The following is a 22,195-nucleotide window of genomic DNA, read 5'->3' on the forward strand; positions in this document are numbered from 1 at the left end:
CCAAGAAGTTAGCAGTGTTCTTGGGTCTTGCTCTAGCTTTAAATCAAAAGAAAGTGTGGTTTTTACCCAGTCAAAACCTGTTTATTTGAAGCGACTCGCAGCTATATTAATCCAGTTGCTTTCAAGGTGAATATACCCAAGGTGCAAGTGATTAGTGACATCACTGTTGTCAGTGCAATGATATTGGCAGCCAAGGTTGAATTTCCTCCCATTGCTCGCGCCATCACATAGCTAGCGGCGGCGGTTGGGGCTGCGCTCATCAGGAAGATCAGCCCGAGATCTTGCTCTTTAAAGCCAAAAAATAGCGCCGCGAGGGTAATGGTGAGTGGCGCAAGCACCAATTTATAGCTGGTGGCAAACCAAGTTGAGGCTTGGTCTTTCTTTAGAGAGCCGATATCTAACGACCCACCAGTACATAAAAGCGCCAGTGGCAGCGTCATATTGGCAAAGTACTGACCGGCATCAGACACCATTTTAGGGACGGGAATCGATAACGCATAGAACACGACTCCGAGTGCGATGGCGATGATCAAAGGGTTCTTGGTCAGGGTTTTCACGATAACTTGTACCGCTTGTTGACCGGACTCTTGGCCTTTTGGCGTTAGGGCAACTACAGCTTGAATGTTGTAGAGCACAGTTAAAGAGGCGACATAAATCGCAGCCAGTGCGACGCCGTCGTTACCGTAGATATTTGCCACATAGGCTAAACCTATGATGGCGGTGTTTGCTCTAAAGCCCCCTTGCACGATCACACCTTGATCTTTTGGCTCCGAAAAAGCTAAGCGAGTCGACAGCGTAGTAAATAGGAAGAATAGGAAGTTAGCGAGGACTCCGAATACCACCAACTTGCCGCTGGCAGCGAAGTCATGATCAGACTGAACGATACTTAAGAACAACATTGCAGGTAGGGTGACCTGAAAAACCACTTTTGAAGCGACGTCGATAAAGTTCTCATTGATCAATCCAATGCGCTTGAGCATGACGCCGAGCACCAACATCAGACAGATAGGCCCAGTGATCGAGGCGGAAAATGCAAATTGTTGCCAAAGAGAAGTCATGTGCAGTCCTTGCAGGAGGTGGAAAAAGAGCAAATGCAGCGTTAAGCGACGATGAATTTAAACGCATTGAGTACTGTTGCATTTTTCCACAAATCGAAGTGACACAGAAATTAAATTTTGAGCAGAACCAAATAATAATTGCAAAAAAGAACGAACGTGCTAAAAATAACAAGTCTCAATTTGATGTGATGAATGATGAGCAAAGGAAAAATTACTAAAGAGCATATATTAAGTCATGCATTTGCCCTAGCGAGCGAGAATGGTTTGGAAAGTCTGACCATTGGCGAGCTGGCGAAGCAATGCGGCATGTCGAAAAGTGGTCTTTTTGCTCATTTCAATTCTAAAGAGAACATGCAGTTAGCGGTACTTGAATACTCGAATCAAGTGTTCACAGAACGCGTCATCATGCCCGCTCGTGAACTGGGTGATGGCGATATTGAGGCGAAACTTAAACAATTACTCGACAACTGGCTTGGCTGGAATCACTCCTTTCAAGGCAGTTGTATGTTTATCGATGCATGGAAAGATGTAGGCAGTGACAAGTCGGTTATCCAACAAGCGTTGCAGAAAACCATCGCAGTCTGGATTGACTACCTGACGATTCAGATAACCAAAGCTATCGATAACCAGCAATTTCGAGCTGACTTAGAACCGAAACAGGCGATCTTTGAGTTGTATGGCTTGTACTTAAGCGCAAATTTATTTTACTCGCTGCATGGTCAGGAGGCGAGCCATAGCCACTTTTGGAGTGGAGTAGAGCGCTTAATCGCGAGTTGGAAGCGCGAAATCGTTACGGTAAGTCGTTAAAAAGAATACAGACAAACTGGCTCCCAATGTATGGGTGCCATTTTTTAGAATAACAAAAAGCACGGTCGTTCTTTTTCGGCTGAGCTAATAGGCCAACTCACTATAGAGTGGACAAAAGGAACGGTCATGAGTGACAAAATTTATTTCAATACCTCAACAAAATTCAGCATTAAACGCAGCCTGATTGGTGCGACAACTAACTTGCACTACATTCTTGCGCCAAGCCACGCCAAGAAAACCGCGCGTAAGCTGCTGCTAACGCCTGTGCGTTCAGAGCCGAAAAATAGTGAGCCACAAGGTTTGATTAAAGGTGAAGTTGCAACCCGCGACGGTGTGCTGAAAACCTATACACTTGGTAGTGGCCCAGTTTGGGTACTGACGCATGGTTGGTCGGGTACTGCGAGTCAGTTCTACCCTCTAATGGAACACATTGCGGCCAAAGGTTTTACCGCGCTTGCTTACGATCACCCCGCTCACGGCGGTAGTGATGGTGTTTATGGTCACATTCCTGCATTTGTGAACGGCTTGGAAGCGATTCTAGATACTGTCGAAGACGTTGCCGGTTTGGTTGGACACAGTATGGGTACCGCTTCGGCTCTAGAGTGTAAACATGCGAAGCTTGAGAACAAACCACTGCTTCTGATAGCACCAGTACTGGATTATTTAGACAACTTGTTCGGCAGCGTGGCTCGTTCAGGTTACTCCATGAAGTTGTTTGAAGCGGTGGTGGGTGAAGTTGAAGAGCAGTTTAACTACCCAATCCAATCGGTTGACCCTTACGGTAAACTGGCACTTCGCCAATCGAATACGATTATCGTGCATGATGAAAAAGATAAGTTCACCAAGTACTCTGTCTCTGAACGCGCTGCAAACGAGATGGAGCGAGTGACTTTGGTAACCACGCAAGGTCAAGGGCATGGTCGAGTGATGAAGTGTCCACAAGTCTTTGAAAGCTTCGACGCATTGATTTAATCGCGTCGCTCTAGATAAATGTTGTGAAGAAGGCCAATCTGCGATGAGATTGGCCTTTGGTTTTAATTAGGCTTGGGTTTTAATTGAGCCTAGGTTTTAGCTGAATTTGGGTTTTAAATGATCTTAGTTAGCACAGCTTGCTGGGCCAATCTCTTTCCAAACACCCCATTGACCAGATTGTGAAGGATCGTCTCCTTTCGTCCACCATTTTGCTTCCCAAAGTGTATTGCCTTGAGTTACTTGGTCGCCACCATTGTAGATGGTGTTTGCATCCCAAGCATTGCTACATGTGCCGCCGCCCGTTGTTTTCTTAAGAACCTTCACCGACGCTGAAGCCATAGAGGTTTCGCTCCCATCACTGACTGTAACAGAGAAGTTCAGTAGTGTGTTTTGAGTGTACTCAGCGGCAACGAAACTGACAGAGGCACCTTGAACCGTTGCGTTAAGCTCTGCGGGTACATCCCAAGTGAAGCTCAATGTATCGTTGTCCGCATCGGTTGAACCCGATGCATCCACGACCACAACATCGCCAGCATTGACTTCAGCCGGTGCAGAGATAGCAGCGACCGGAGCTGTGTTCACTGGACCAGTGTTCTTCGGTGTTACCGTCACAACCACAGTGTCTGTCGAAGTTGCGCCTTCGTTGTCCGTTACAGTAAGGCTAAAGGTGAGCGTCTCTTGTTGCGCCACTTCAGCAACATCGAAGCTTGCAACAGCGGCATTAGCGTTAGTCAGTGTTACTGCTGTACCGCTCACTTGAGACCAAGCGTAACTCGCAATGGTGCCATCGCTATCTTTTGAAGCGCTGCCATCTAGAGAAACAGAAGCTGGGCCTTCAACTGATTGGTCTGCACCTGCCGATGCGGTTGGTTTGCGGTTAACTGGGTCTGTCGTACCACCGGCTAAACCTTCGTGCATCGCATTTAAGATATCGCCATTGTCTGCATCAATCTCCCAAGAGAAAAGACCAGCTAAGCCAAGGCTACGCACATAAGCCCCTTTCGCTTTCACAGAGCGGTCGTCATCAAAGGTGATCAGCTTACCTGAGGTACGGTTCCAGACGTAAGGTGCTTCCGCTTGCTCGTCGTAGCCGTACTCAAAGCCATTAATGCCTTGATTGTTTGCCCCAAGCATATTGGCTTTAATGCCTTTGTAGTCGATAACGCCATCTTCCCAAACACCTTGTGCAGTGCTGCCCTTAAGCTTACCGTTACCCACGCCTGTCATTGGATCAGTCGGATCGCTCAGAGTCGATGGAATTACACCTTCCCAACCTCGACCATACATCGCTGTACCAACCACCAATTTGTTCGCAGGAACGCCTTGAGCCAGTAGTAACTGAATACCATTGTCTGTGGTGTAAGCTGGCCCTTTGTACGGTTCGCCATTTTCATCGATGCCACTGCCATCACATTGGCCAGGACGCATGAAGTTGCCACAGTTGAGTGCAGTTTGATGACCTAGCACGTTGTTCCAGCCGCCGTAGAAGTCGTAGGTCATTGCGAAGATGTAATCCATGTACTGAATCGCTTCGCCGTAGTTCACGTCTTCAATTTTGTCGTAACCAACACCAATCGCAGATGTGAGCTCGTAGGTACGTCCTGTTTCAGCTTCGAGCTCGTCTAGCATTGCGCGTAGCTCAGCCATTAAAGCAATGTAAGCAGGACCATCGTTCACTGGGTCGCCCAAATCAGCGGCAGCACCGCCACCACCTGGGAATTCCCAGTCGATATCGACACCGTCGTAGAACTTCCAGGTGTTTAAGAATTTTTTAACAGAAGCGACGAAAGTGTCTCGGTTGGCTTTGGTCGTAAAATCAAAGAAAGGATCAGACAGAGTCCAGCCACCGATAGAAGGGATGATTTTCAAGTCTGGATTGCGCTGTTTCAGAGCCATCATCATCGCGTAGTTGCCTTTGATAGGCGTGCTGTATTCATGGCCCGCTTGGTTAAAGCTTTTTTGGAATGCGGCCCAAGGGTCGTGAATTACTACCTCATAATCATTGACGCCTTTACACGCTGTCATGAGCGCGTTGAAGCTGTTGCCGCCGACAGATTTCACTGACTCGTTCGGACCACAGATTGGGATAAAGCCGTAAAGGATGTGGGTCAGATTATCAGCAGGTATGTTGTCGACAGTATAGTCTCGACCATAAATGCCCCATTCAACAAAGTAAGTACCCACTACCGTATTAGGATCAGTGTTGTAAGTCTTATTGTTTGGGTCAATGTTCATAGCGAGTGGAGCAAGGTGAGAACCATCGGTATCGGCAATGGTGATTTGTGCTGGTGCACTTTTGCTACACCCTGTTGCATCACAAGCCTCAATTTCCATCTGATACAAGCCACCTTGGCCGTATTCAAATGACGCGGTGGTTTGACTGCCAGTGATCGCGCCCGTCGCCACTTTTACGCCGTCAAAGTAGATGTTGTAAGTGTCGCCAGAGGTGCCACTCCATTGGTTAAACTTAACCGCGATCTTGGCTTTGTCGTGGTATTTAACCATGTCGTTGTAGCCAGAGGTTGTCTCCATCGCAAGTTCAATCTTAGAGAACTGCAGGTTATTGGAACCATACATATCAATGCTTGGTGCGGTAGGTGCGGCCAGTGCGGTGCCTGATAGCGCTAGTGCTATACCGGTCGCACACGTGTTTAAACGAATCATATTTTTCTCACTCCTTGAATGTGGTTGAAGTACCTAGCGATCAGTTAAATCGGTCGTTACTTCATGTCAGCCCCTAAGGTGGGGCGTCGAGTTCAGTATTCGAGAGAGTTTTAATTTCATAAGTGAAAATAAATCCGTTTTCGATGGACAACGAAAAAATCACAACTTGTTACAAAGTTGTTGCGCAGCGGGTGAGAGGTCGAGTCCATGTTTTATAAAATTATTGCAGCTAGTGGAAAAGTCTCATAGGTGAGCTTTTACGACACGACGTGATGCAATATTTTGAAGTTACATGTTTTTATGTTGAAAAATGGAAGTGATGTGGTGTTTTTGAAAGCCACTCATTGCTAAGTGCTAAACGGAAAAATGGCCTATTTGCTGAATTGTTCGGCCAAAGATGCGCGTCTTTGCTGCACGGCGCTGCTGTTTAGAGGGATAGCCGTGTGCTCGTATCCTTCTTTTACAAACTGTTGTGTTGGAATCTCGGGTACTAGACGTTTCAATTGCGGTGAATTGAAGGTACCACTTATCGCATACACGGTTTCGCCTGATCCGGTATTGATGGTGATGGTTTTGCCATTGAACTTGAAGTTGGTACTGATCAGGCGATGGTTCATGACCACACCTTGCTCTGATAGAGAGAGAACATCGGTGTCATAAGGGGGCGCACCTACCTCAATCCATGTGCCGTAGACATTGCTCGGATCGATAAACTTCTGATGAGTTTGATAAGCGGTATAACTGGCAAAGACGGCTGCGATAAGTCCGGCCAATAAAAGCAGATAAAACAGCGCCTGAGTCAATAAGTCCCTGCTTTTCGAATCCTTTTGTCCCATTTTGATGGCTGTTTCCTTCATCTACCAAAGGACGATTTTATTTATTGAATACTCAGTTTGCAATCAAAGTTGTCAAAGTTAGAAGCAGGATCGACATTGTGAAGCAAACTCACACTTCGGGTTAGCAGCCGTTTGCTTCAAGCTAAAACCAGTTTGCTACCTAAGACGATACTGGTGCGAGTTGATTGAACACTCAAAAGCACTAACTTATGACGATTAATTGCTTGTAGGAAACGGGTGAATTAGTTAAAACAATCAAGCACGTAAATTTGGTGATGAGGCATTTGATAAGCTCACGCCGTTCTGAATAAAGACAAGGAAGTACAATGATTAAAGAAAATACCTATTTCGATGGTGGCGTTAAGTCTCTTGGTTTTTCACAAGAAGGTGAAGACGTTAGTGTAGGTGTGATGCAAGCGGGTGAGTTTACGTTTGGTACCGCTGCCCCAGAAAGAATGACAGTAGTAAAAGGTGCGCTAACGATTAAACGTGTTGGTGAAGACGATTGGTCGACGTTTAAATCTGGTGATTCGTTTGAAGTGGCGGGTGACTCTTCGTTCGACGTTAAGGTAGCAGAAGCAACAGCTTACCTTTGTGAGTACCTGTAACGTTATTGGTTGCTGAGTTCTCTTAACGACCAAGAAAAAAGCCACGCTCTAAGTGAGCGTGGCGAATCAGTGAACGATATTCTTGGCAGTGGATAACGTCACGTTTAGCAGCCTTCCAACGAGAAGACAAAATTCTTAATAGGTTTCAAAGACACCATTGTTAAAGTCATGGATAGTCTGTTCTATCTCTTCCATGCTATTCATCACAAACGGTCCATAGTGAACAACGGGTTCATGAATGGGCTCTCCTGAAAAAATCAGTATACCAGATTCCTCGTTCGCGCTTATCGCCAGAATTTCAGCCTTACTCAATAACGCCAATTGTCCTGCAACCAAAGCTTGTGATCCCAAATCAACCGAACCTTTATAAACATAAACAAACGCGTTGTGATGGCGCTCTGTTGTGAGTGTCAGAGCTTGTCCTGATTGTGCTCGCCAGTCTGAAACATTGAGCGGTACCCCGGTGGTTTGAAGAGGTCCTGCTAACGGAGCGCCTTCAATTGATGTATTTCCGGCAATCAGACGCAGCAGTCCAACCTCTTGGCTACGGAACTCAGTCACTGCGTCACTCTGAAAATCATGGTATTGAGCAGGCTTCATTTTGTCGCGAGCGGGCTGGTTAATCCAAATTTGGAACCCGTGCAGTGAACCCTCTTCCATCATCGGCATTTCACTGTGAATAACACCGCGACCTGCCGCCATCCACTGAGCACCGCCACTGCGAAGCTCACCAACATTGCCCATGTGGTCCTTGTGTTGGAAGTGACCTTGAAGCATGTAAGTCAGAGTCTCGATGCCGCGGTGTGGGTGAGGTGGAAAGCCGCCTACATAATCTTTACTCTCGTCAGATTTGAGTTCATCAATCATTAAGAAAGGTGAAAAGTTAGCGTTGTTAAAACCCGCTGCTCGTTGGATCTTCACACCATCGCCGTCGGACGTTGCCTGAGCATTCATGATTTGGGTAATACGTCGATTTTCCATGGTTGTTGTCTCCAAACGTTTCAATACCCATAGTCTAAGCAGGATGCCCTGCTTCAAACAGAGAGCAAAATTGAAGAGCTTGTTTGAAAAATTCGAACAAGTGAAAAGGGCCGCAACATGAAGACCCAAAGGAACTGAAAGGGGTTTTAAACACTAGAGGCTAGGGCTAATGTGATATTCGTTCACTTGAATATCAGAAAATTCGCGATTACTGACTATACTTACAATAAGGGATAGTCTAGCCAAGGAGGCGACGATGGCTGTGCAATCTAAACACAACGATAGAAGTGGCCGAGTTGGTTTTGAGAACGACTTCACCACTGACCAACGTCAGCGTTTTACTGAGGTGGCAAACGCGGCATTTCGACGTAGAAAAAAGAAAGAAGAGCTTGATAGACCCTTCTTTCAATCAGCGAAAAACGCGGCTTTGAAACCCGTTCTAAAACCAAAGAAAATGAGCCCGAGTAAACAACGCCAAGTCGTTTGGATAGTGATTATCGGACTTGTTAGCTTATGGGCTATGTATATGGCTGGTTAGCTGGATTGTTGGTGTAATGCGGTGACATTACTTGGTATTGTCTCTACGGATTTGCACGGCTCAAAACACTTCATGTCTTCAATTAAAGGCGTTGTCAGGTCGTCTTGATAATAAGCGAAACGGTTTTTTCCAGAGTGTTTGGCAAAGTACATTGCTTTGTCTGCACAGCGCGTCAATTCAGCAAGATCTTTAGCATCAGTCGGGTACATCGCAACACCAATACTCAAAGTGAGTTTGCCGACTTGATTATTGGTTAAATTCTCGTTTTCAAATAGGCCGCTGATTCTCTGCAAAATACCATCCAAGTCCTGCTTGCTTCTTACATCATAAAGCATCAATACAAATTCATCGCCAGCGAAACGGGCAATCGAGTAATCGTGTTTATGAGTCGATCTGTCTTTGTTACGGACATTGTTTTTCAGGCGCTGGGCGAAATGCTGCAACACACTGTCGCCGACGTCATGTCCAAAGCTGTCATTGATGGTCTTGAAGTTATCAATATCTAAAAACACCAAAGCAGTGACACTGTTGTTGGGGTTGACGGTGTTGAGTTTCTCAATTGCCCAACGTTCAAAACTCCAACGGTTAGCCAGCCCAGTGAGTTGATCTCGATAAGCGAGGTCCTCAATCCCTTCTTGATATAGACGCTGAATATAACCAACGGCCTTGGTGTAGTAATAAGAGGAGACATGGCATACGGCACTCATGGTTACCAAACTAAGTGAAAATCGGTGAGTGCTGTTAAACGGTAGTGCGAACTTATGAGGTATCAGCGCCATTAAGCCACTAAGAAACAGTAAGAAGGTGACGCTGAGAATTAACCCCATGCGAAACTCGTTAATAAAGATCACTGCGGCCAAAATCGGATAGAGCCAAAGCATTCGCTCTGGGATGGTTCCGCTATAGAGAAACAGCACCACACCTTGAACCAGCAATACACAGCTCAGCAAGATCTCACAATAGTGCGGCTCTTGGACCTTTTTTATGTAGATGGCGTTAATAACGGCAATAACGGCGAACATCATTTCAAAGACGGACAGGGTGTAATAGCCATCTTGAAAATAAGCCCAGGTATAGAAAATGAATAACGCTGCAGAGGTAAGCGAGAAGGAGTAAACGATTTTCTGTTTTCGAGTCGAACGAATATCGGCCATCTCTTCTAAGTGTCTTCCGACCAACTTGTTCATTTTGGGTGCCGTAGTGGAAATCAATGTCCTAATCTTAGGTTAAATTGCTCCAATAAATGATACAAATAACAGCTAATTGTGTGATTAGTCTCTAAGTTTCATATAAATAAATCAGCAATTAAGTATTAATCTGCTCAATAACAGACAGCCTGTCATTTTTTCTCGTCGCAAACTAAGGTTGACTAATGAGTATGGAATGAAACAATACGCCGGTTTTATAAATCGATTGCTAAATCAAAGGATACCCAATGAATAAGCTTTTTCGTTCTCACTGTTCAGCGGCATTACTAAGTGCATTACCACTTAGTTTGGTGGCGGGAAGTGTGCATGCGCAACTTTCAGAAACGCCTGTGATTGGTGGTGTCTTCAGTTCAAGTGAAGTTTTGAAAAACCAGGTCGTTTCTGGTTTGAGTTACTCGGCAACTCTGACTCGTGATGCGGCTCTGTTTACTATCGCTGGTGTGACGTTAGATGCTTACATATTGGCGCTTCCTTTGGATGCGAAAACCAAGGCGCGCGTGATTGCTCAGTTATCAAATCCTGCTTATTCAATTCCGTTGGGGTACTTTCTTTATAGCTATTACGACCGCTACGCGGGCATTGGTAATGAAGATGTGTTCAAAGAGTATCTGGCGACGATTTACGACGAAACTACGCTAAAGGGGTTTGAGCATAGCTTGTACCACTTTGGTGATGCACCTGCAGAGAAAGAAGTACATTCTGAGAATCACCAACATCCTGATACTTCAACAGAAGCGACGGGACACCATGAGGGGATTCGAGTTGATGATAAGTTCATTGCCAATATGGTGGTGATCTACGATGCATTATTCGATATCGGTGTGTGGCGAGACATGGACACCTTGCCAGATAGCTATACCTATTTGACGGATAGTGAAGAAGATCTGGCGATCATCAATAAAATCCAACCAATAGTCGTGGGTTTGATTGATAAGGCTGCGAAAGGCATGGAGCCAAGCGACATTCGTTCAGCATTGATGACCATCGTTGAAGATGGCAAGCCTGAAAATGCCGATAAGCCAAACAACAAGGCGCAAGCGCTGACAGTTACCCTGATCGATTTTATTCGTCTCAACTTGCTTAAGGCCTATCGCCAGTTTGTCTTCAAAGATGAGAGAACCGAAGCGCTCGATGATTGGATGCAGCAAGCCTTCGACGACAATCCACAAGATTTGATTGAGTTTCTCTCTTCGCAACAAAACCGTCGCTTTGCGGTACAAGTGACCGTTGATGGTTTGCAGCAAGGTTTGATTGAGGGCTTGGTTGATCCTAGTGCGCCGTTTATCTCGGTTGCGAATCAGCATCATCAAAATCGTGAGCAGTATAAACCTAAGCTCGAACCGGTGATTGAACCGCCGCATGTGCAGCAGGTGAGCTTTATGGCGCAACTGACTGAACAAGCGTATCAAGACCAACACTACCTGCCTTTCTTTAAGAAGCTATATAGCGAACATAAAACCAATATTAGTCGAGTGGGCGTATCATCGACGCCGACCATCAGTGTTCGCAATCTACCGATCATCAAAACCGGAGCACGTGTCTCAGGTGAAGGCGGTACAGGGGTGCCGAACTTTCATTTTGTTGATCGAGACATCGACCGTGCTTACTATTTCTTTGGTAATGATGCGCTGCAGTTAGATGTGTTAATGGCGGACAATAAGGTGCAAACCATGTTTGACCGCCTTAACTACCTAAAAACATTAAATTGTAACGCTCAATACGATTGGAATGCACATACCACATACGATGGCCTAGTGAATCTTGGTTTTGGTGAATCTCTGCGTGACTACGGTGAGAAGCGCTGTTTGAAAGAACTAGAACAGCGTGCGGATGTAGAGCTGACTTTAACGGAAATGCGCCAAGCGTTAATCGAAGATATCCAATCTCACGAAAGGATTTCAGGCTTTGATCTTTTCACTAAGCTTGCCAAAAAAGCACAGGTTGAACAGGCGATATCCCAATACGCTGAGTTAGATGGGCAAGGCATGCCAGATTACACCTTGATCTATAACCCTTGGCCGGATCATTTTGCGCACTTCACGGGCCCATTCAGCGATGAGATCTTAATGCCGACCGGTGAACTTAACCGTTTGGATTACTGGCTGACACAAGTTGAGAATACCTACAAAGCAGCAGGCGTGTATTCGCGAACTCTTTGGGGTATGGCCGGAGACCACGGTTTAACACCGGTATTCTACGCACTGAACCCTGAGAAACAGGTACTAGAAGCTTTACAGCAAGAGCTTGATTACCCAATCGTGGTTGAGAAGATTTCGTCCGATGAAGGGGAAGGGCCGAAGATCACTAACGCCCTTAATTACCCAAGCCTTAAGGCGGTGGATGTAGTCGTCGCTTCTACCGCTGGTGGTAACTTTATGATGGACTTCTTCAACTCACAGCAAGGCTGGAAGGTTCAACCTGTTTATCAAGAGCTGACCGATTGGGCTCCACTAGCCTCGGCTAAAGGCACCAGTATCGATATCATTGATCAGATAGCGAAACGTCTGCCTGAATCGCTAGACTATATGGTCGTGCGCGAGGACACTTGTAATGCGGATAGTTGCTCGGTACGAGTGATTGGTAATCGTGACAAACAGCGTTTGGATGAGCTGATCACCCGTGAAGGGAACAAGCTATTCTATGAATCATTAGAATCTGGCCAGCGTCCGAAGCTTCTGAATACTCAGCAACTTAACCCTTACCTTCCTCAACCTACGGATTCTGAGTTTGCGGTTTATTCTCGTCTCGTTGATAAGTGTTTGAATCGCGCCGTTAAGTCTCAACTTACGACTTGGTGCAGCGCTAACGAATGGACACAATTGACTCGCTTTACGCCAAGGCCTGACTCAGTAAACCAGTTAGCTAATATCTATTTGGAAGACAGAGCCGGTACCGTGAACCTGTTCCCGAAAGAGGGAATTGGTTACAACACTAAGGTTCCAGGGAGACACGCTGGTGAAGATTATCTGGAAAAAGACGCTTTCATTGGCTTCTGGGGAGAGCCAATTGGCGAAAACTCAACCCCACTGACTATCGAAGCGAATGGCTCACTGGCACCGACCTTGTTTGAATACCTAACCGGTGAGCGGGTGGTGGCTGGAGAAGATGGTTGGGGCTTTCCATCTCTAATCGATAAGCTTGATATTCGAAAGTAATCGGTTGAAAAGCTTTCTGAGACGGTCTTCAGAACTGTCTCTACTTGGTGACACAAAGCGCTAGGCTGACAAAGTCCGCTTCGCTGTCATCGGTTATCTGATAGCCCAACCTTTGGTAGAAAGCGATCGCTTGCTGATTGCGCCTAAAACTCGAAAGGGTGATGGTTTCACGCTCTTCTTTAATGGTGAGCTCTTGGATATCTCTCATTACTCGATACCCTAGCTTTCGATTTTGGTACTGAGGGAACACGATCAACAAATGCACGTGATAGGCTTGCTGGTAAGGTTTGTAGCAGACTAATCCGACTCGCTCATCTTGGTCGTGTATCCAATAAAACCAGTCTGGTTGATAGTCATTGTTTATCCGCTGCCTCTGAAATTCATCATCCCATCCAAAGACGGCTTCAACATGGGAATAAAGCGCCTCTTTTATCACCGAAAACTGCTTCTCGGCTTCTGAAGGAAGAATGGGGGAGTAGTGTAATGGAAGTGATTCGACACCTTGTCTCATTGTTGAAAGAACATCCCTGTATCTGTGTAGCTATGTATCTATCTATGTAGTTACGAACCTATGTGTCGCTGTGACTTGAATTCGATTTCTTGTTATTTGGATTCTTCAGCAAGCTGATGGTGGCGAGATAGCTGCTTGTAGAGTGTGTCTTTCAGTTCCATGCGTTCTACTTTTAGATTGTGCATGTTGTCGTCATCGATTGGGCTACCAGAAACTTCAAGTTCGCGAATGGTGTAGTCGAGTTCGTGGTATTTCTGCATGTTATTTTTGAACTTCGGGTCGTCGTGGTTAAGCTGAACGATATCGAGTTTGAATTCAGGGAAGTCTAGGATAAAAGCGTGGTTTTCATTGAGCATTCTAGTGTCCTCATTAATGTATTTGCTTACCAGTATAGAAGCATAACCATTAAAGAAATGTGTCACTGAACGCAAAGCTCGAAAGCAATAAAAAAGGGCACCAAAAGTGCCCTATCTATCTCAAAAATAACAATTATTTATTGTTCGCTCGCTGTTGAGCTTTCTTTTCAAGTTTTTGCTGTTTTCTCTGTTCGATCAACTGTGCAGCATCACCACCGACGTGAGTTTCACCGCGAGCAGCAGAAAGCTGTACCTGCTTTTCACGCTCTCTAAAGCGTTGCTTCTGTTCTTCTGTGTGTTTGTCGATACACTTAGGGCAGCTTACGCCTTTTTCGAAATCAGCAGACTGCTTGTCTTCTTCAGTGATTGGTAAGCGACACGCGTTACACACGTCGTAGCCACTCTTTTCTAGCTGGTGGTTAACCGCAACACGGCCATCAAACACGTAGCAGTCACCTTCCCACATGCTCTCTTCTTCAGGCACTTCCTCAAGGTATTTTAGGATGCCGCCTTCAAGATGGTACACCTCTTCAAAGCCTTGCTCTTTCATGTAAGCCGTCGACTTTTCGCAACGAATACCACCGGTACAGAACATCGCTACCTTTTTGTGTTTAGCAGGATCTAGGTTGTCCTCAACGTATTGTGGGAACTCACGGAAAGTTTCTGTGTTTGGGTTCACTGCGTTTTTGAAGGTGCCGATATCGACTTCGTAATCGTTACGAGTATCGACCAGTACTACATCAGGATCTGAGATCAGTTCATTCCAGTCTTTTGGTTTCACATATGTGCCCACAACATGGCGAGGGTCAATGCCCTCAACACCCATGGTCACGATCTCTTTCTTGAGCTTAACTTTAGTGCGGTTGAACGGCTGTTGCTCGTTGAACGACTCTTTATAGACAACATCTGCTAGACGTTCATCAAGCTTGAACCAAGCAAGCAGCGCATCGATTGACTCGCGCGAGCCCGCAACTGTGCCGTTAATGCCTTCTTGGGCAAGCAGCAGAGTGCCACGGATTTGGTTGTCGAGAAGCAGTTGAGTAAGTGGTTGGCGGATATCTTGATAATCATCCAGTGCGACAAACTTGTAGAGTGCGCATACAACATATTGAGACATGATTTTTCCTTTCGCGAGCTGGAGCGTAATTCCAGAGCAATCTCACTTGTCAGTGAGGGATTTATAAATAGTTTTCGGCGTGAGTATAGCTAAGCTTGTCGAGCACAAAAACCAACCAAAGATAGGGCTATATAGCACTGCAATTCGTGTGGTTTTGATGTTTCTTCAGTTTGCCGAATGAATTGTCCCTAAATAAGTCATGTCGTTTTCGTGGATAACAGCAACAAAAAACGCGCCCAATAAGTTACGTAATAACCTGTTGGGCGCGTTTTGTATTGGGTGAAAGCTCTATTAGCCTTGCTTGTTTAGCTGCTCTTTTGCTGCTTCTACTTTTGAGAAGTCTAGGCCAAGCTCTTCTACTGCTTCTTTGATAAGTGCAGGGTTTTGCATTACTTGACCCATAAGAAGTTGTAGCTTCTCTTGAGGCAAGCCAAGCTGGCTAATGGTTGCCATTGCAGCTAGCGGGTTTTCAGTCAACGTCTTGAAAATGCTGTTGATCTGCTCATCACCGATGTTGTTCTCTTTTAATAGCGCAATAATTGGGTTCATTACCTTACCTTTAAACTAGCGACTGTTAATTTGGGGGCATTTTAGCACTGGCTGCCATTAGGATGAAACAGCAATTGCCCCAATCGTCATCAACTCTTCTAGAAGTTAGCTAATCGCCGCTAAGCCTTCTGCTAAGCGAGACACTGCTTCTCGCAGTTCATCTGGATTCGCATTAGTGAAGTTAAGACGCAATGCCGCTTTGGCACCATTTGCATCTGGGTAGAACACAGGGCTTGGTACCACCGCTACGCCGTTACCAAGTAGGCTCTTAGCCAGTTCAAACGTATCGCACTCTGGAATCTCAACCCAAATGAACATGCCACCATCAACAGGTTTTAATACACAACCTTGAGGCAGCTTCTGTTCTAGTTCAGAGAACAGCACCTCGTAGCGAGATTTGTATAGGTTGCGGATGTTCTCCATGTGCAGGCCAAAATCTTGGTGCTTAAGAAGACCAAGCAAAAGCGCTTGCATTGGCACACTTGAGTGCAGGTCAGCGCCTTGTTTAACCTTGATAAGTGGTTCAAGGTAGCTGCGTTTGCCAGTTACCGCGCCGATACGTAGACCTGGAGAAGCAATCTTAGAGAATGAACGCAGTACGATTGAGTGATCTGGGCAGAATGACGACACAAGTGGCAGCTCAGAACCCGTAAAACGCAGTTCACGATAAGGTGCATCTTCAATGAAAGCGACGTTGTATTGTTCACAAAGCGCAGCGACTTGTTGGCGGCTCTCTAGAGTCCAACATACGCCAGTTGGGTTATGGAAATCCGGTACCGCGTAGAACATTTTCGGTGCTTGTTGTTTGAAGCAGGTTTCGAGCTCGTCTAGGTTTGGTCCGAACTCAGTTTGAGAAACAGTCACAATGTTCGCTTGTACTAAACCGAATACTTGCATTGCACCTAGGTAGCTTGGTGCTTCCATCACAACCGTATCACCCGGATCAACATAAGCACGAGCGATCAGATCCAAGCCTTGTTGTGAGCCTGTACAGATCATCGCAGTGTGTGATTCTGGCAATTGGTAAGCATCGCTAAGATGATCGATAAGCGGGCCGTAACCTGCGGTTGAACCGTATTGAAAAACTTCTGGCATGTTCGCCAAGTTTTCTAGGGTTGGCTTCATCAGCTCAATCGGAAATGTTTGTTCATCTGGCAGACCGCCGGCCAACGAGATGACGTTTTTATCGCTCGCGGCGGCAAGAATCTCGCGAATATAGGAAGACTGGATTTGTTGTAATGATTTTGCGATTTCCATGTGTAGTTATCTCGTTGTGTCTGCTTTTTTTGTTTATCCAGTGATATTACATGGCATTGAAAAAATCGATGTGTCCATATATGCTCTTAAATATGTCCATTTATGCTATTTAGAGAATGTCACGCCAACACATATCCAGAATCAATGATGTGCTCTTCTACATTCACCAAGACATCAGTAAGGAACTCCCTGCTAAAGAATTGGCGGAAGTCGCCGCTTATTCGGAGCAGCATTTTCACCGAATCTTTAAGAGTGTGGTGGGAGAGTCGATTCATCAATACATCCGTCGTACCCGAATGGAGTATGCGGCGAATCAATTGATGTTTGATACCAGCTCTTCTGTTGCTGAGATAGCCAACAAGTGTGGTTTTAGCTCGCTCTCGTCGTTCAGCCGAGCATTTAAGGCGACCTTTCATATGGCGCCGGGGGAGTGGAGAAAGCACGATCTTCAGACAGCAGAAAAGCCCTATCTCAAAGATGCTGAGATTGCAGCGGGTTACCATCGTGTCGCACAAAGAGAACTGCCTGCTCCTAAGATTATGGAGGTGGCACCGCGTTTGGCGGCTTACGTTAGGCATACTGGATACAATCGTTCGATACGTAATGCTTGGCTTATCTTAAAGGCGTGGGCGAATGCTGAAGAGCGCGATTTTAGTCGCCAATTTGGACTGCATCACTCGAACCCTGCGTGGGTTGAAATGGATCAATGTCGTTATGTTGCCTGTATTGCGATTGATGAGCCAATTAAATATCGCAGTGTCGTTAATCAGATGGTGATACCGGGTGGTTTACATGCGGTGTTTCGTCTTACAGGTATTTATGGTGAACTGTTGCCTCAGATCAGTCAGGTTCTAGAGCAGTGGTTGCCAAGTTCAGGCTTTAAGCAGCGTTCGACACCGGCGTACGTTCACTATCATCAAAACCACTTTCTCAACAGTGAAGAAGCCTTTGAATTGGACTTCTATCTTCCTGTCAGTTTTTACTAATTTCAATTCGTTAAGGAAACGCGATGTATCTTGTTCTTTACTGTCACAACATCGGCAGCACCGACTTTTCATTTTTTGAAACAGAAGATTTTGACCCAGATGAGGGTTACTTAGTCCGTGGTAAATGGCCGAATGAGAAGGCGTTTCGTGACTACCTGAAAACGGAGTTTGGTGATATGAGTGACTACAAGGTGATTGATTTGATTGCCCAAGGTGCTCAGGCAGAAACGTTAGATGCGAAGGCGCTTGCAGATCTCGCTGAACAACTGTGATCGTCCAAGTTACAGGTATAAAAAAGGCCACACTCCGGAGGTAGAGGTGGCCCAAATGTTTTCTTAGGCTTCCGTCTTACTTATTGTCGCTTACTTGGTCAAGTTAACCAGTGAATCGCGGGTAAGATCTTTTATTGTTTTCGCGCCTGTTAGCGTCATCGCTACACGCATTTCTTTGTCGTAAAGGTCAAGAAGGTTCTCAACACCAGCTTGGCCTTGTGCTGCTAGTGCGTACACAAATGAACGACCTAGTAGAGTACAGTCTGCACCCAGTGCCATCATACGAACTACATCAAGACCAGTACGGATACCAGAATCGACCAGAATCTTAGTGTCACCTTTTACTGCATCGGCAATCGCAGGTAGGGCTTTTGCACTTGAAAGTACGCCGTCAAGCTGACGACCACCATGGTTTGAAACCACGATACCATCGGCACCAAAGCGAACTGCGTCTTTTGCATCTTCTTCGTCAAGGATACCTTTGATCACCATTGGGCCATCCCAGAAGTCACGAATCCATTCGAGATCCTTCCACGAGATAGATGGGTCAAAGTTATCACCTAACCAGCCGATGTAATCTTCTAGCTTGGTTGGTGTGCCACGGTAAGTGGAGATATTTCCAAGGTCGTGTGGTTTACCAAATACACCCACATCGAATGCCCAGCTTGGATGACGCATTGATTGGAAAATGCGACGTACAGCTGCGTTCGGGCCGCTCATGCCTGAGTGCATATCACGGTAGCGAGCGCCTGGTACTGGCATATCTACAGTGAACACGAGAGTGGTTACGCCTGCCGCTTTTGCGCGCTCTAGAACGTTCTTCATGAAGCCACGATCTTTAAGTACGTAAAGTTGGAACCACATAGGACGTTCAATCTTAGGTGCCACTTCCTCGATTGGACAAACCGATACTGTCGACATCGTAAATGGGATGCCTTTGTTGTCTGCTGCTTTAGCCGCTTGAACTTCACCGCGACGAGCGTACATACCTGTTAGACCAACTGGAGCAAGTGCGATAGGCATCGCCAGTTTTTCACCGAACAGTTCAGTGTCTAAACTCAGTTCCGACATGTCATTAAGAACACGTTGCTTAAGCGCGATTTCAGCTAGGTCTGCTGTGTTGCGGTGCAGAGTGTGCTCGCCGTAAGAACCACCATCAATGTAATGGAAAAGGAATGGAGGTAGCTTAGATTTGGCAGCAGCTCGGTAGTCTGTAGATGCGGAGATAATCATAATCTTTATCCTAAGGTTAGGGTTCGCCTCTCTTCAAAGGCTTACTCTGTCGAATGTGGTGCCAGTTGGAACAGGCGTTTGGAAATAAAATGGCGTCAACGTACACAGTAATTGCTAGGTTGCTGGCTTCCAGAAGGTGCGTAGTCAACGAGTAACCAGTACAAACGTTCGCGGTGTCGGGGAATGAACGCTGACGCCAAGTTGGGTGGCGGTGATATGAACACCGCCGAATTTAAGCTTAACGCATTAGAGCGTCAGTCACGTTGAATCCGTAGATAACCACAAGACCAATGATGCCTGTCATTACTAGGTAGTAGAACGTTGGGATAACTGTCTTACGTAGTGTTGCACCTTCGCGGCCTAGTAGACCTACTGTTGCTGATGCTGCAACCACGTTGTGAATCGCAATCATGTTACCTGCTGCAGCACCTACTGCTTGTAGAGCAACAACTACCGCACTCGAGATAGTCAGCGTTTGAGCTACTTCGAACTGGAATTGGCTAAACATCATGTTCGATACTGTGTTTGAACCCGCGATGAAAGCGCCCAGAGCACCTACTGTTGCACTCAATGCAGGGAAAGCAGAGCCTACAAGGTCAGCGGCGAAGTTTGCTGTTGTTACAGGCATACTCGCTAGGTCAGCTGCATTCACACCAGAGTTGATGAAGATACGAACCATAGGGATAGTGAACACCAGTACGAAACCTGCACCAATCAGTGTTTTACTTGATTCACCGAATGCTTTCGCTAGTGGCGCAGCGCTACGGCCTTGAATCAGAACAGCAACCAGAGCAACGAATACTAGGATACCGCCCGGTAGATAAAGAGGCTGAATCGCAGTGCTCACGCCAGTTTCACCAAGAATGTTGCTGAACGATAGGCTAACGCTCTTCAGGAAGCCTTTGAACTCAGGACTAACACGGCTAGCAACAAGAGTTACTGCAAGTAGTACGTATGGAGCCCAAGCGCGAGCCATGCTCATCTTCTGTGTGCCTTTGTTCTCATCAAGGTCGATTTTTAGAGAACCTAGCCATTCAGCTGGCCACTTGTCTTCGCTCTCGAAGTCCCACTTTGATTTTGGTACTAGGAAGCCACGTTTTGCTGCTGTAACAACAATTGCAAGACCAACCAGACCGCCAATTAGAGATGGGAACTCAGCACCTAGGAACACGCCTGTTAGTGCGTAAGGGATGGTGAATGCTGCACCTGCAAATAGTGCGAACGGTAGAATGTCTAGGCCTTCAGTCCAGCTCTTGTTCTTACCGAAGAAGCGAGTCAGCATCATTGCCATTAGTACAGGAATCATCACACCTACAGTTGCGTGAATCATCGCAACGCTTGATGTGATTTGTTGTAGGTAAGCGTCCCATGTTGAGCCATGAGCCGCTAGGCTTTCACCGATGTTATGTGTATCTAGACCCTTATTTACACCAACGATGATAGGCGTACCTACCGCACCGAAAGATACTGGTGTAGATTGGATCATCATACCCATTAGTACCGCTGCAAGCGCAGGGAAACCGATAGCAACCAGTAGAGGTGCCGCGATAGCTGCTGGAGTACCAAAGCCAGATGCGCCCTCAATGAAAGAACCGAAACACCAAGCGATGATGATGGCTTGTACACGACGGTCTGCTGAGATGTCAGTGAATCCGTTACGAATTGTTGTAATGGCTCCGGTGTGCTTCAAAGTGTTAAGTAAGAAGATAGCGCCGAACACAATCCAGAGAACCGATACAGTGATACCAAAACCTTGGAATACAGATGCCAACACACGAGTGCTCGACATGTCCCAACCAAATAGTGCGATAAGTACGGTTAGACCAAAGGCCACCGGCATCGCTTTCTTCGCTGGCCAATTTAGGCCAACCAGCAAGATAGCTGCCATAACTATTGGCGAAAATGCCAATAGAGCTAATAGAGTTTCATTCATGGGTACTTCCTCGTCCTTGCCTCAATCCATTTAGGTTTGAAGTGACTTACACGTTATTGTTTTTTGTTATTACAACGGCAGTGGTTGTAATGGGTTTGTTAATTTGGCGTGAATTTACCCCTTTATTTTTTATAGATATAGGGAAATAATGAAAATAATTAATTCCAAAATTGGCATAATAACATGCGTGCAGACGACTTAATCCTGTTTTCACAGGTAGTAGAAATGGGCTCATTTAGTAAGGTTGCAGAGCAAAATAACCTTACAAATTCGGTAGTTAGCAAGAGAATCGCTCGTTTAGAGGAAGAGATAGGTGTTCAATTATTATATCGCACAACGCGCAAATTAACGCTGACTGAGGCGGGCAAGGCGATCTTGCATGGGGCCAAAAATGTGAAGCAGGCAACCCAAGAGGCTATGGACGCTGTTTCAGGCTTTGGTGAAAATGTCAGCGGTCACATCAAAATGTCTGTCCCGAGTATTTCTGGTGATTTGATATTGGCCGACGCTGTGGCGGAGTTTTGTAACATGCATCCGGGTCTAACTGTCGATATGTCACTCGATAATCGCTTTGTTGATCTGGTGAATGATGGCTTCGACCTCGTGATTCGTACCGGATATCTGGAAGATTCAAGCTTGATTGCGCGCCATATTCTAGACTCGCAATGGGTAGTATGTGCTTCGCCCTCTTATATTGCTCGCAATGGTAAACCACTCATCCCGACTGATTTAGTCAAACACAACTGCTTGCAATACGCCTACCAAACAACCGGCGCAAGTGAGTGGCAGTTCATTCGAGAAGGACAAGGTGATAACAAGTACATAGTGCGCGTTTCAGGCTCGTTCTCCACCGACAACGCGACGGCTTTGAGAAAGGCTGCGCTGGGTGGGCACGGCATTGCCTACGTGCCGCGCTGTTTGGTGTATCACGATATCCGAAATGGCCAGTTGGTGGATTTGTTCCCAGATATCGTTGGTAAAAAACTGGGCATCTACGCGGTTTACCCTTTTACCCGTCAACCTCCGAATAAGATCAAGATGTTGATTGAGCATATTCGTGCCCGCTATTTGGCAATTTCGCACTACTTTTAATCAGTTGGTCTTTAGTTGAGGTTACGTTTTGGTGCAATTGGTTACTTGATTTAGCCGCTTCA

At 46.1% G+C, this 22,195-nt stretch carries 21 protein-coding genes; 9 read left to right on the forward strand and 12 right to left on the reverse strand.

Annotated elements, in window-relative coordinates; translation table 11 throughout:
• Positions 1–101: 101 nt before the first annotated feature.
• The gene (locus FIV04_RS18875; RefSeq protein WP_152470094.1) at positions 102–1,058 is read right to left on the reverse strand and encodes an AEC family transporter; all 957 of its coding nucleotides are present in this window, start codon (positions 1,056–1,058) and stop codon (positions 102–104) included.
• On the opposite strand from FIV04_RS18875, the gene FIV04_RS18880 reads away from it, so the two are divergent.
• The 3 genes from FIV04_RS18880 to FIV04_RS18890 all read left to right on the forward strand — a co-directional run bounded on the left by FIV04_RS18880 (position 1,031) and on the right by FIV04_RS18890 (position 2,837).
• Complete coding sequence (locus FIV04_RS18880) at positions 1,031–1,276, forward strand: hypothetical protein (protein ID WP_152470095.1); 246 nt, start codon at positions 1,031–1,033, stop codon at positions 1,274–1,276. The two genes, FIV04_RS18875 and FIV04_RS18880, sit on opposite strands and share 28 nt — an antisense overlap.
• Entirely contained in the window at positions 1,254–1,865 is a 612-nt protein-coding gene (locus tag FIV04_RS18885) for a TetR/AcrR family transcriptional regulator (protein WP_150868362.1), read from the forward strand. Before FIV04_RS18880 ends, FIV04_RS18885 begins: the two co-directional genes overlap by 23 nt.
• Positions 1,866–1,991: 126 nt before the next feature.
• Positions 1,992–2,837: an alpha/beta hydrolase gene (locus FIV04_RS18890; RefSeq protein ID WP_150868364.1), complete on the forward strand. Its 846-nt coding sequence runs from the start codon at positions 1,992–1,994 to the stop codon at positions 2,835–2,837.
• A 123-nt stretch (positions 2,838–2,960) separates the two neighbouring features.
• Here the strand turns inward: FIV04_RS18890 and FIV04_RS18895 are convergent, their stop codons facing one another.
• On the reverse strand, positions 2,961–5,501 hold the full coding sequence (locus FIV04_RS18895; RefSeq protein ID WP_152470096.1) for a glycosyl hydrolase family 18 protein: 2,541 nt from the start codon (positions 5,499–5,501) through the stop codon (positions 2,961–2,963).
• A gap of 371 nt (positions 5,502–5,872) precedes the next feature.
• Positions 5,873–6,337: a DUF2850 domain-containing protein gene (locus FIV04_RS18900; RefSeq protein WP_152470097.1), complete on the reverse strand. Its 465-nt coding sequence runs from the start codon at positions 6,335–6,337 to the stop codon at positions 5,873–5,875.
• 326 nt (positions 6,338–6,663) lie between these two features.
• Between FIV04_RS18900 and FIV04_RS18905 the strand changes: the two genes are divergently transcribed.
• Entirely contained in the window at positions 6,664–6,945 is a 282-nt protein-coding gene (locus tag FIV04_RS18905) for a pyrimidine/purine nucleoside phosphorylase (protein WP_032553586.1), read from the forward strand.
• Positions 6,946–7,080: 135 nt separating this feature from the next.
• Here FIV04_RS18905 and FIV04_RS18910 read toward each other — a convergent pair whose 3' ends face one another.
• The gene (locus FIV04_RS18910) at positions 7,081–7,926 is read right to left on the reverse strand and encodes a pirin family protein (protein WP_152470098.1); all 846 of its coding nucleotides are present in this window, start codon (positions 7,924–7,926) and stop codon (positions 7,081–7,083) included.
• 256 nt (positions 7,927–8,182) lie between these two features.
• Between FIV04_RS18910 and FIV04_RS18915 the strand changes: the two genes are divergently transcribed.
• Positions 8,183–8,464: a hypothetical protein gene (locus tag FIV04_RS18915; RefSeq protein ID WP_150868374.1), complete on the forward strand. Its 282-nt coding sequence runs from the start codon at positions 8,183–8,185 to the stop codon at positions 8,462–8,464.
• Here the strand turns inward: FIV04_RS18915 and FIV04_RS18920 are convergent.
• Positions 8,461–9,618, reverse strand: a complete 1,158-nt coding sequence (locus tag FIV04_RS18920; RefSeq protein ID WP_150868805.1) for a GGDEF domain-containing protein — start codon at positions 9,616–9,618, stop codon at positions 8,461–8,463. The two genes, FIV04_RS18915 and FIV04_RS18920, sit on opposite strands and share 4 nt — an antisense overlap.
• A 281-nt stretch (positions 9,619–9,899) precedes the next feature.
• On the opposite strand from FIV04_RS18920, the gene FIV04_RS18925 reads away from it, so the two are divergent.
• On the forward strand, positions 9,900–12,827 hold the full coding sequence (locus tag FIV04_RS18925) for an alkaline phosphatase family protein (protein WP_152470099.1): 2,928 nt from the start codon (positions 9,900–9,902) through the stop codon (positions 12,825–12,827).
• 40 nt (positions 12,828–12,867) lie between these two features.
• On the opposite strand, the gene FIV04_RS18930 is transcribed toward FIV04_RS18925, so the two are convergent.
• The 5 genes from FIV04_RS18930 to FIV04_RS18950 all read right to left on the reverse strand — a co-directional run bounded on the left by FIV04_RS18930 (position 12,868) and on the right by FIV04_RS18950 (position 16,617).
• On the reverse strand, positions 12,868–13,338 hold the full coding sequence (locus FIV04_RS18930; RefSeq protein ID WP_152470100.1) for an N-acetyltransferase: 471 nt from the start codon (positions 13,336–13,338) through the stop codon (positions 12,868–12,870).
• Between the two features lie 92 nt (positions 13,339–13,430).
• The gene (locus FIV04_RS18935) at positions 13,431–13,694 is read right to left on the reverse strand and encodes a YdcH family protein (RefSeq protein WP_032553577.1); all 264 of its coding nucleotides are present in this window, start codon (positions 13,692–13,694) and stop codon (positions 13,431–13,433) included.
• A 133-nt stretch (positions 13,695–13,827) separates the two neighbouring features.
• Positions 13,828–14,811: a rhodanese-related sulfurtransferase gene (locus tag FIV04_RS18940; protein WP_150868379.1), complete on the reverse strand. Its 984-nt coding sequence runs from the start codon at positions 14,809–14,811 to the stop codon at positions 13,828–13,830.
• A 291-nt stretch (positions 14,812–15,102) separates the two neighbouring features.
• The gene (locus FIV04_RS18945; protein ID WP_032553574.1) at positions 15,103–15,360 is read right to left on the reverse strand and encodes a DUF2999 family protein; all 258 of its coding nucleotides are present in this window, start codon (positions 15,358–15,360) and stop codon (positions 15,103–15,105) included.
• A 105-nt stretch (positions 15,361–15,465) separates the two neighbouring features.
• A complete protein-coding gene (locus tag FIV04_RS18950; RefSeq protein ID WP_152470101.1) occupies positions 15,466–16,617 on the reverse strand; it encodes a PLP-dependent aminotransferase family protein in 1,152 nt (383 codons plus the stop codon).
• Between the two features lie 116 nt (positions 16,618–16,733).
• Between FIV04_RS18950 and FIV04_RS18955 the strand changes: the two genes are divergently transcribed.
• Both FIV04_RS18955 and FIV04_RS18960 read left to right on the forward strand, forming a co-directional pair.
• Positions 16,734–17,603, forward strand: a complete 870-nt coding sequence (locus tag FIV04_RS18955) for a GyrI-like domain-containing protein (protein WP_152470102.1) — start codon at positions 16,734–16,736, stop codon at positions 17,601–17,603.
• 23 nt (positions 17,604–17,626) lie between these two features.
• The gene (locus tag FIV04_RS18960) at positions 17,627–17,875 is read left to right on the forward strand and encodes a hypothetical protein (protein ID WP_152470103.1); all 249 of its coding nucleotides are present in this window, start codon (positions 17,627–17,629) and stop codon (positions 17,873–17,875) included.
• A 90-nt stretch (positions 17,876–17,965) separates the two neighbouring features.
• Here the strand turns inward: FIV04_RS18960 and lldD are convergent, their stop codons facing one another.
• Positions 17,966–19,108 (reverse strand): FMN-dependent L-lactate dehydrogenase LldD, encoded by a 1,143-nt coding sequence (lldD, locus tag FIV04_RS18965; protein WP_150868387.1) that lies wholly within the window; start codon positions 19,106–19,108, stop codon positions 17,966–17,968.
• Between the two features lie 238 nt (positions 19,109–19,346).
• Positions 19,347–21,041, reverse strand: coding sequence for an L-lactate permease (locus tag FIV04_RS18970; RefSeq protein ID WP_152470104.1), 1,695 nt, complete (start codon positions 21,039–21,041; stop codon positions 19,347–19,349).
• Positions 21,042–21,224: 183 nt separating this feature from the next.
• Between FIV04_RS18970 and FIV04_RS18975 the strand changes: the two genes are divergently transcribed.
• Entirely contained in the window at positions 21,225–22,133 is a 909-nt protein-coding gene (locus FIV04_RS18975; RefSeq protein WP_032553566.1) for a LysR family transcriptional regulator, read from the forward strand.
• Positions 22,134–22,195: the final 62 nt, after the last annotated feature.

The organism is Vibrio sp. THAF190c, assembly GCF_009363355.1.
Classification (GTDB): domain Bacteria; phylum Pseudomonadota; class Gammaproteobacteria; order Enterobacterales; family Vibrionaceae; genus Vibrio; species Vibrio fortis_A.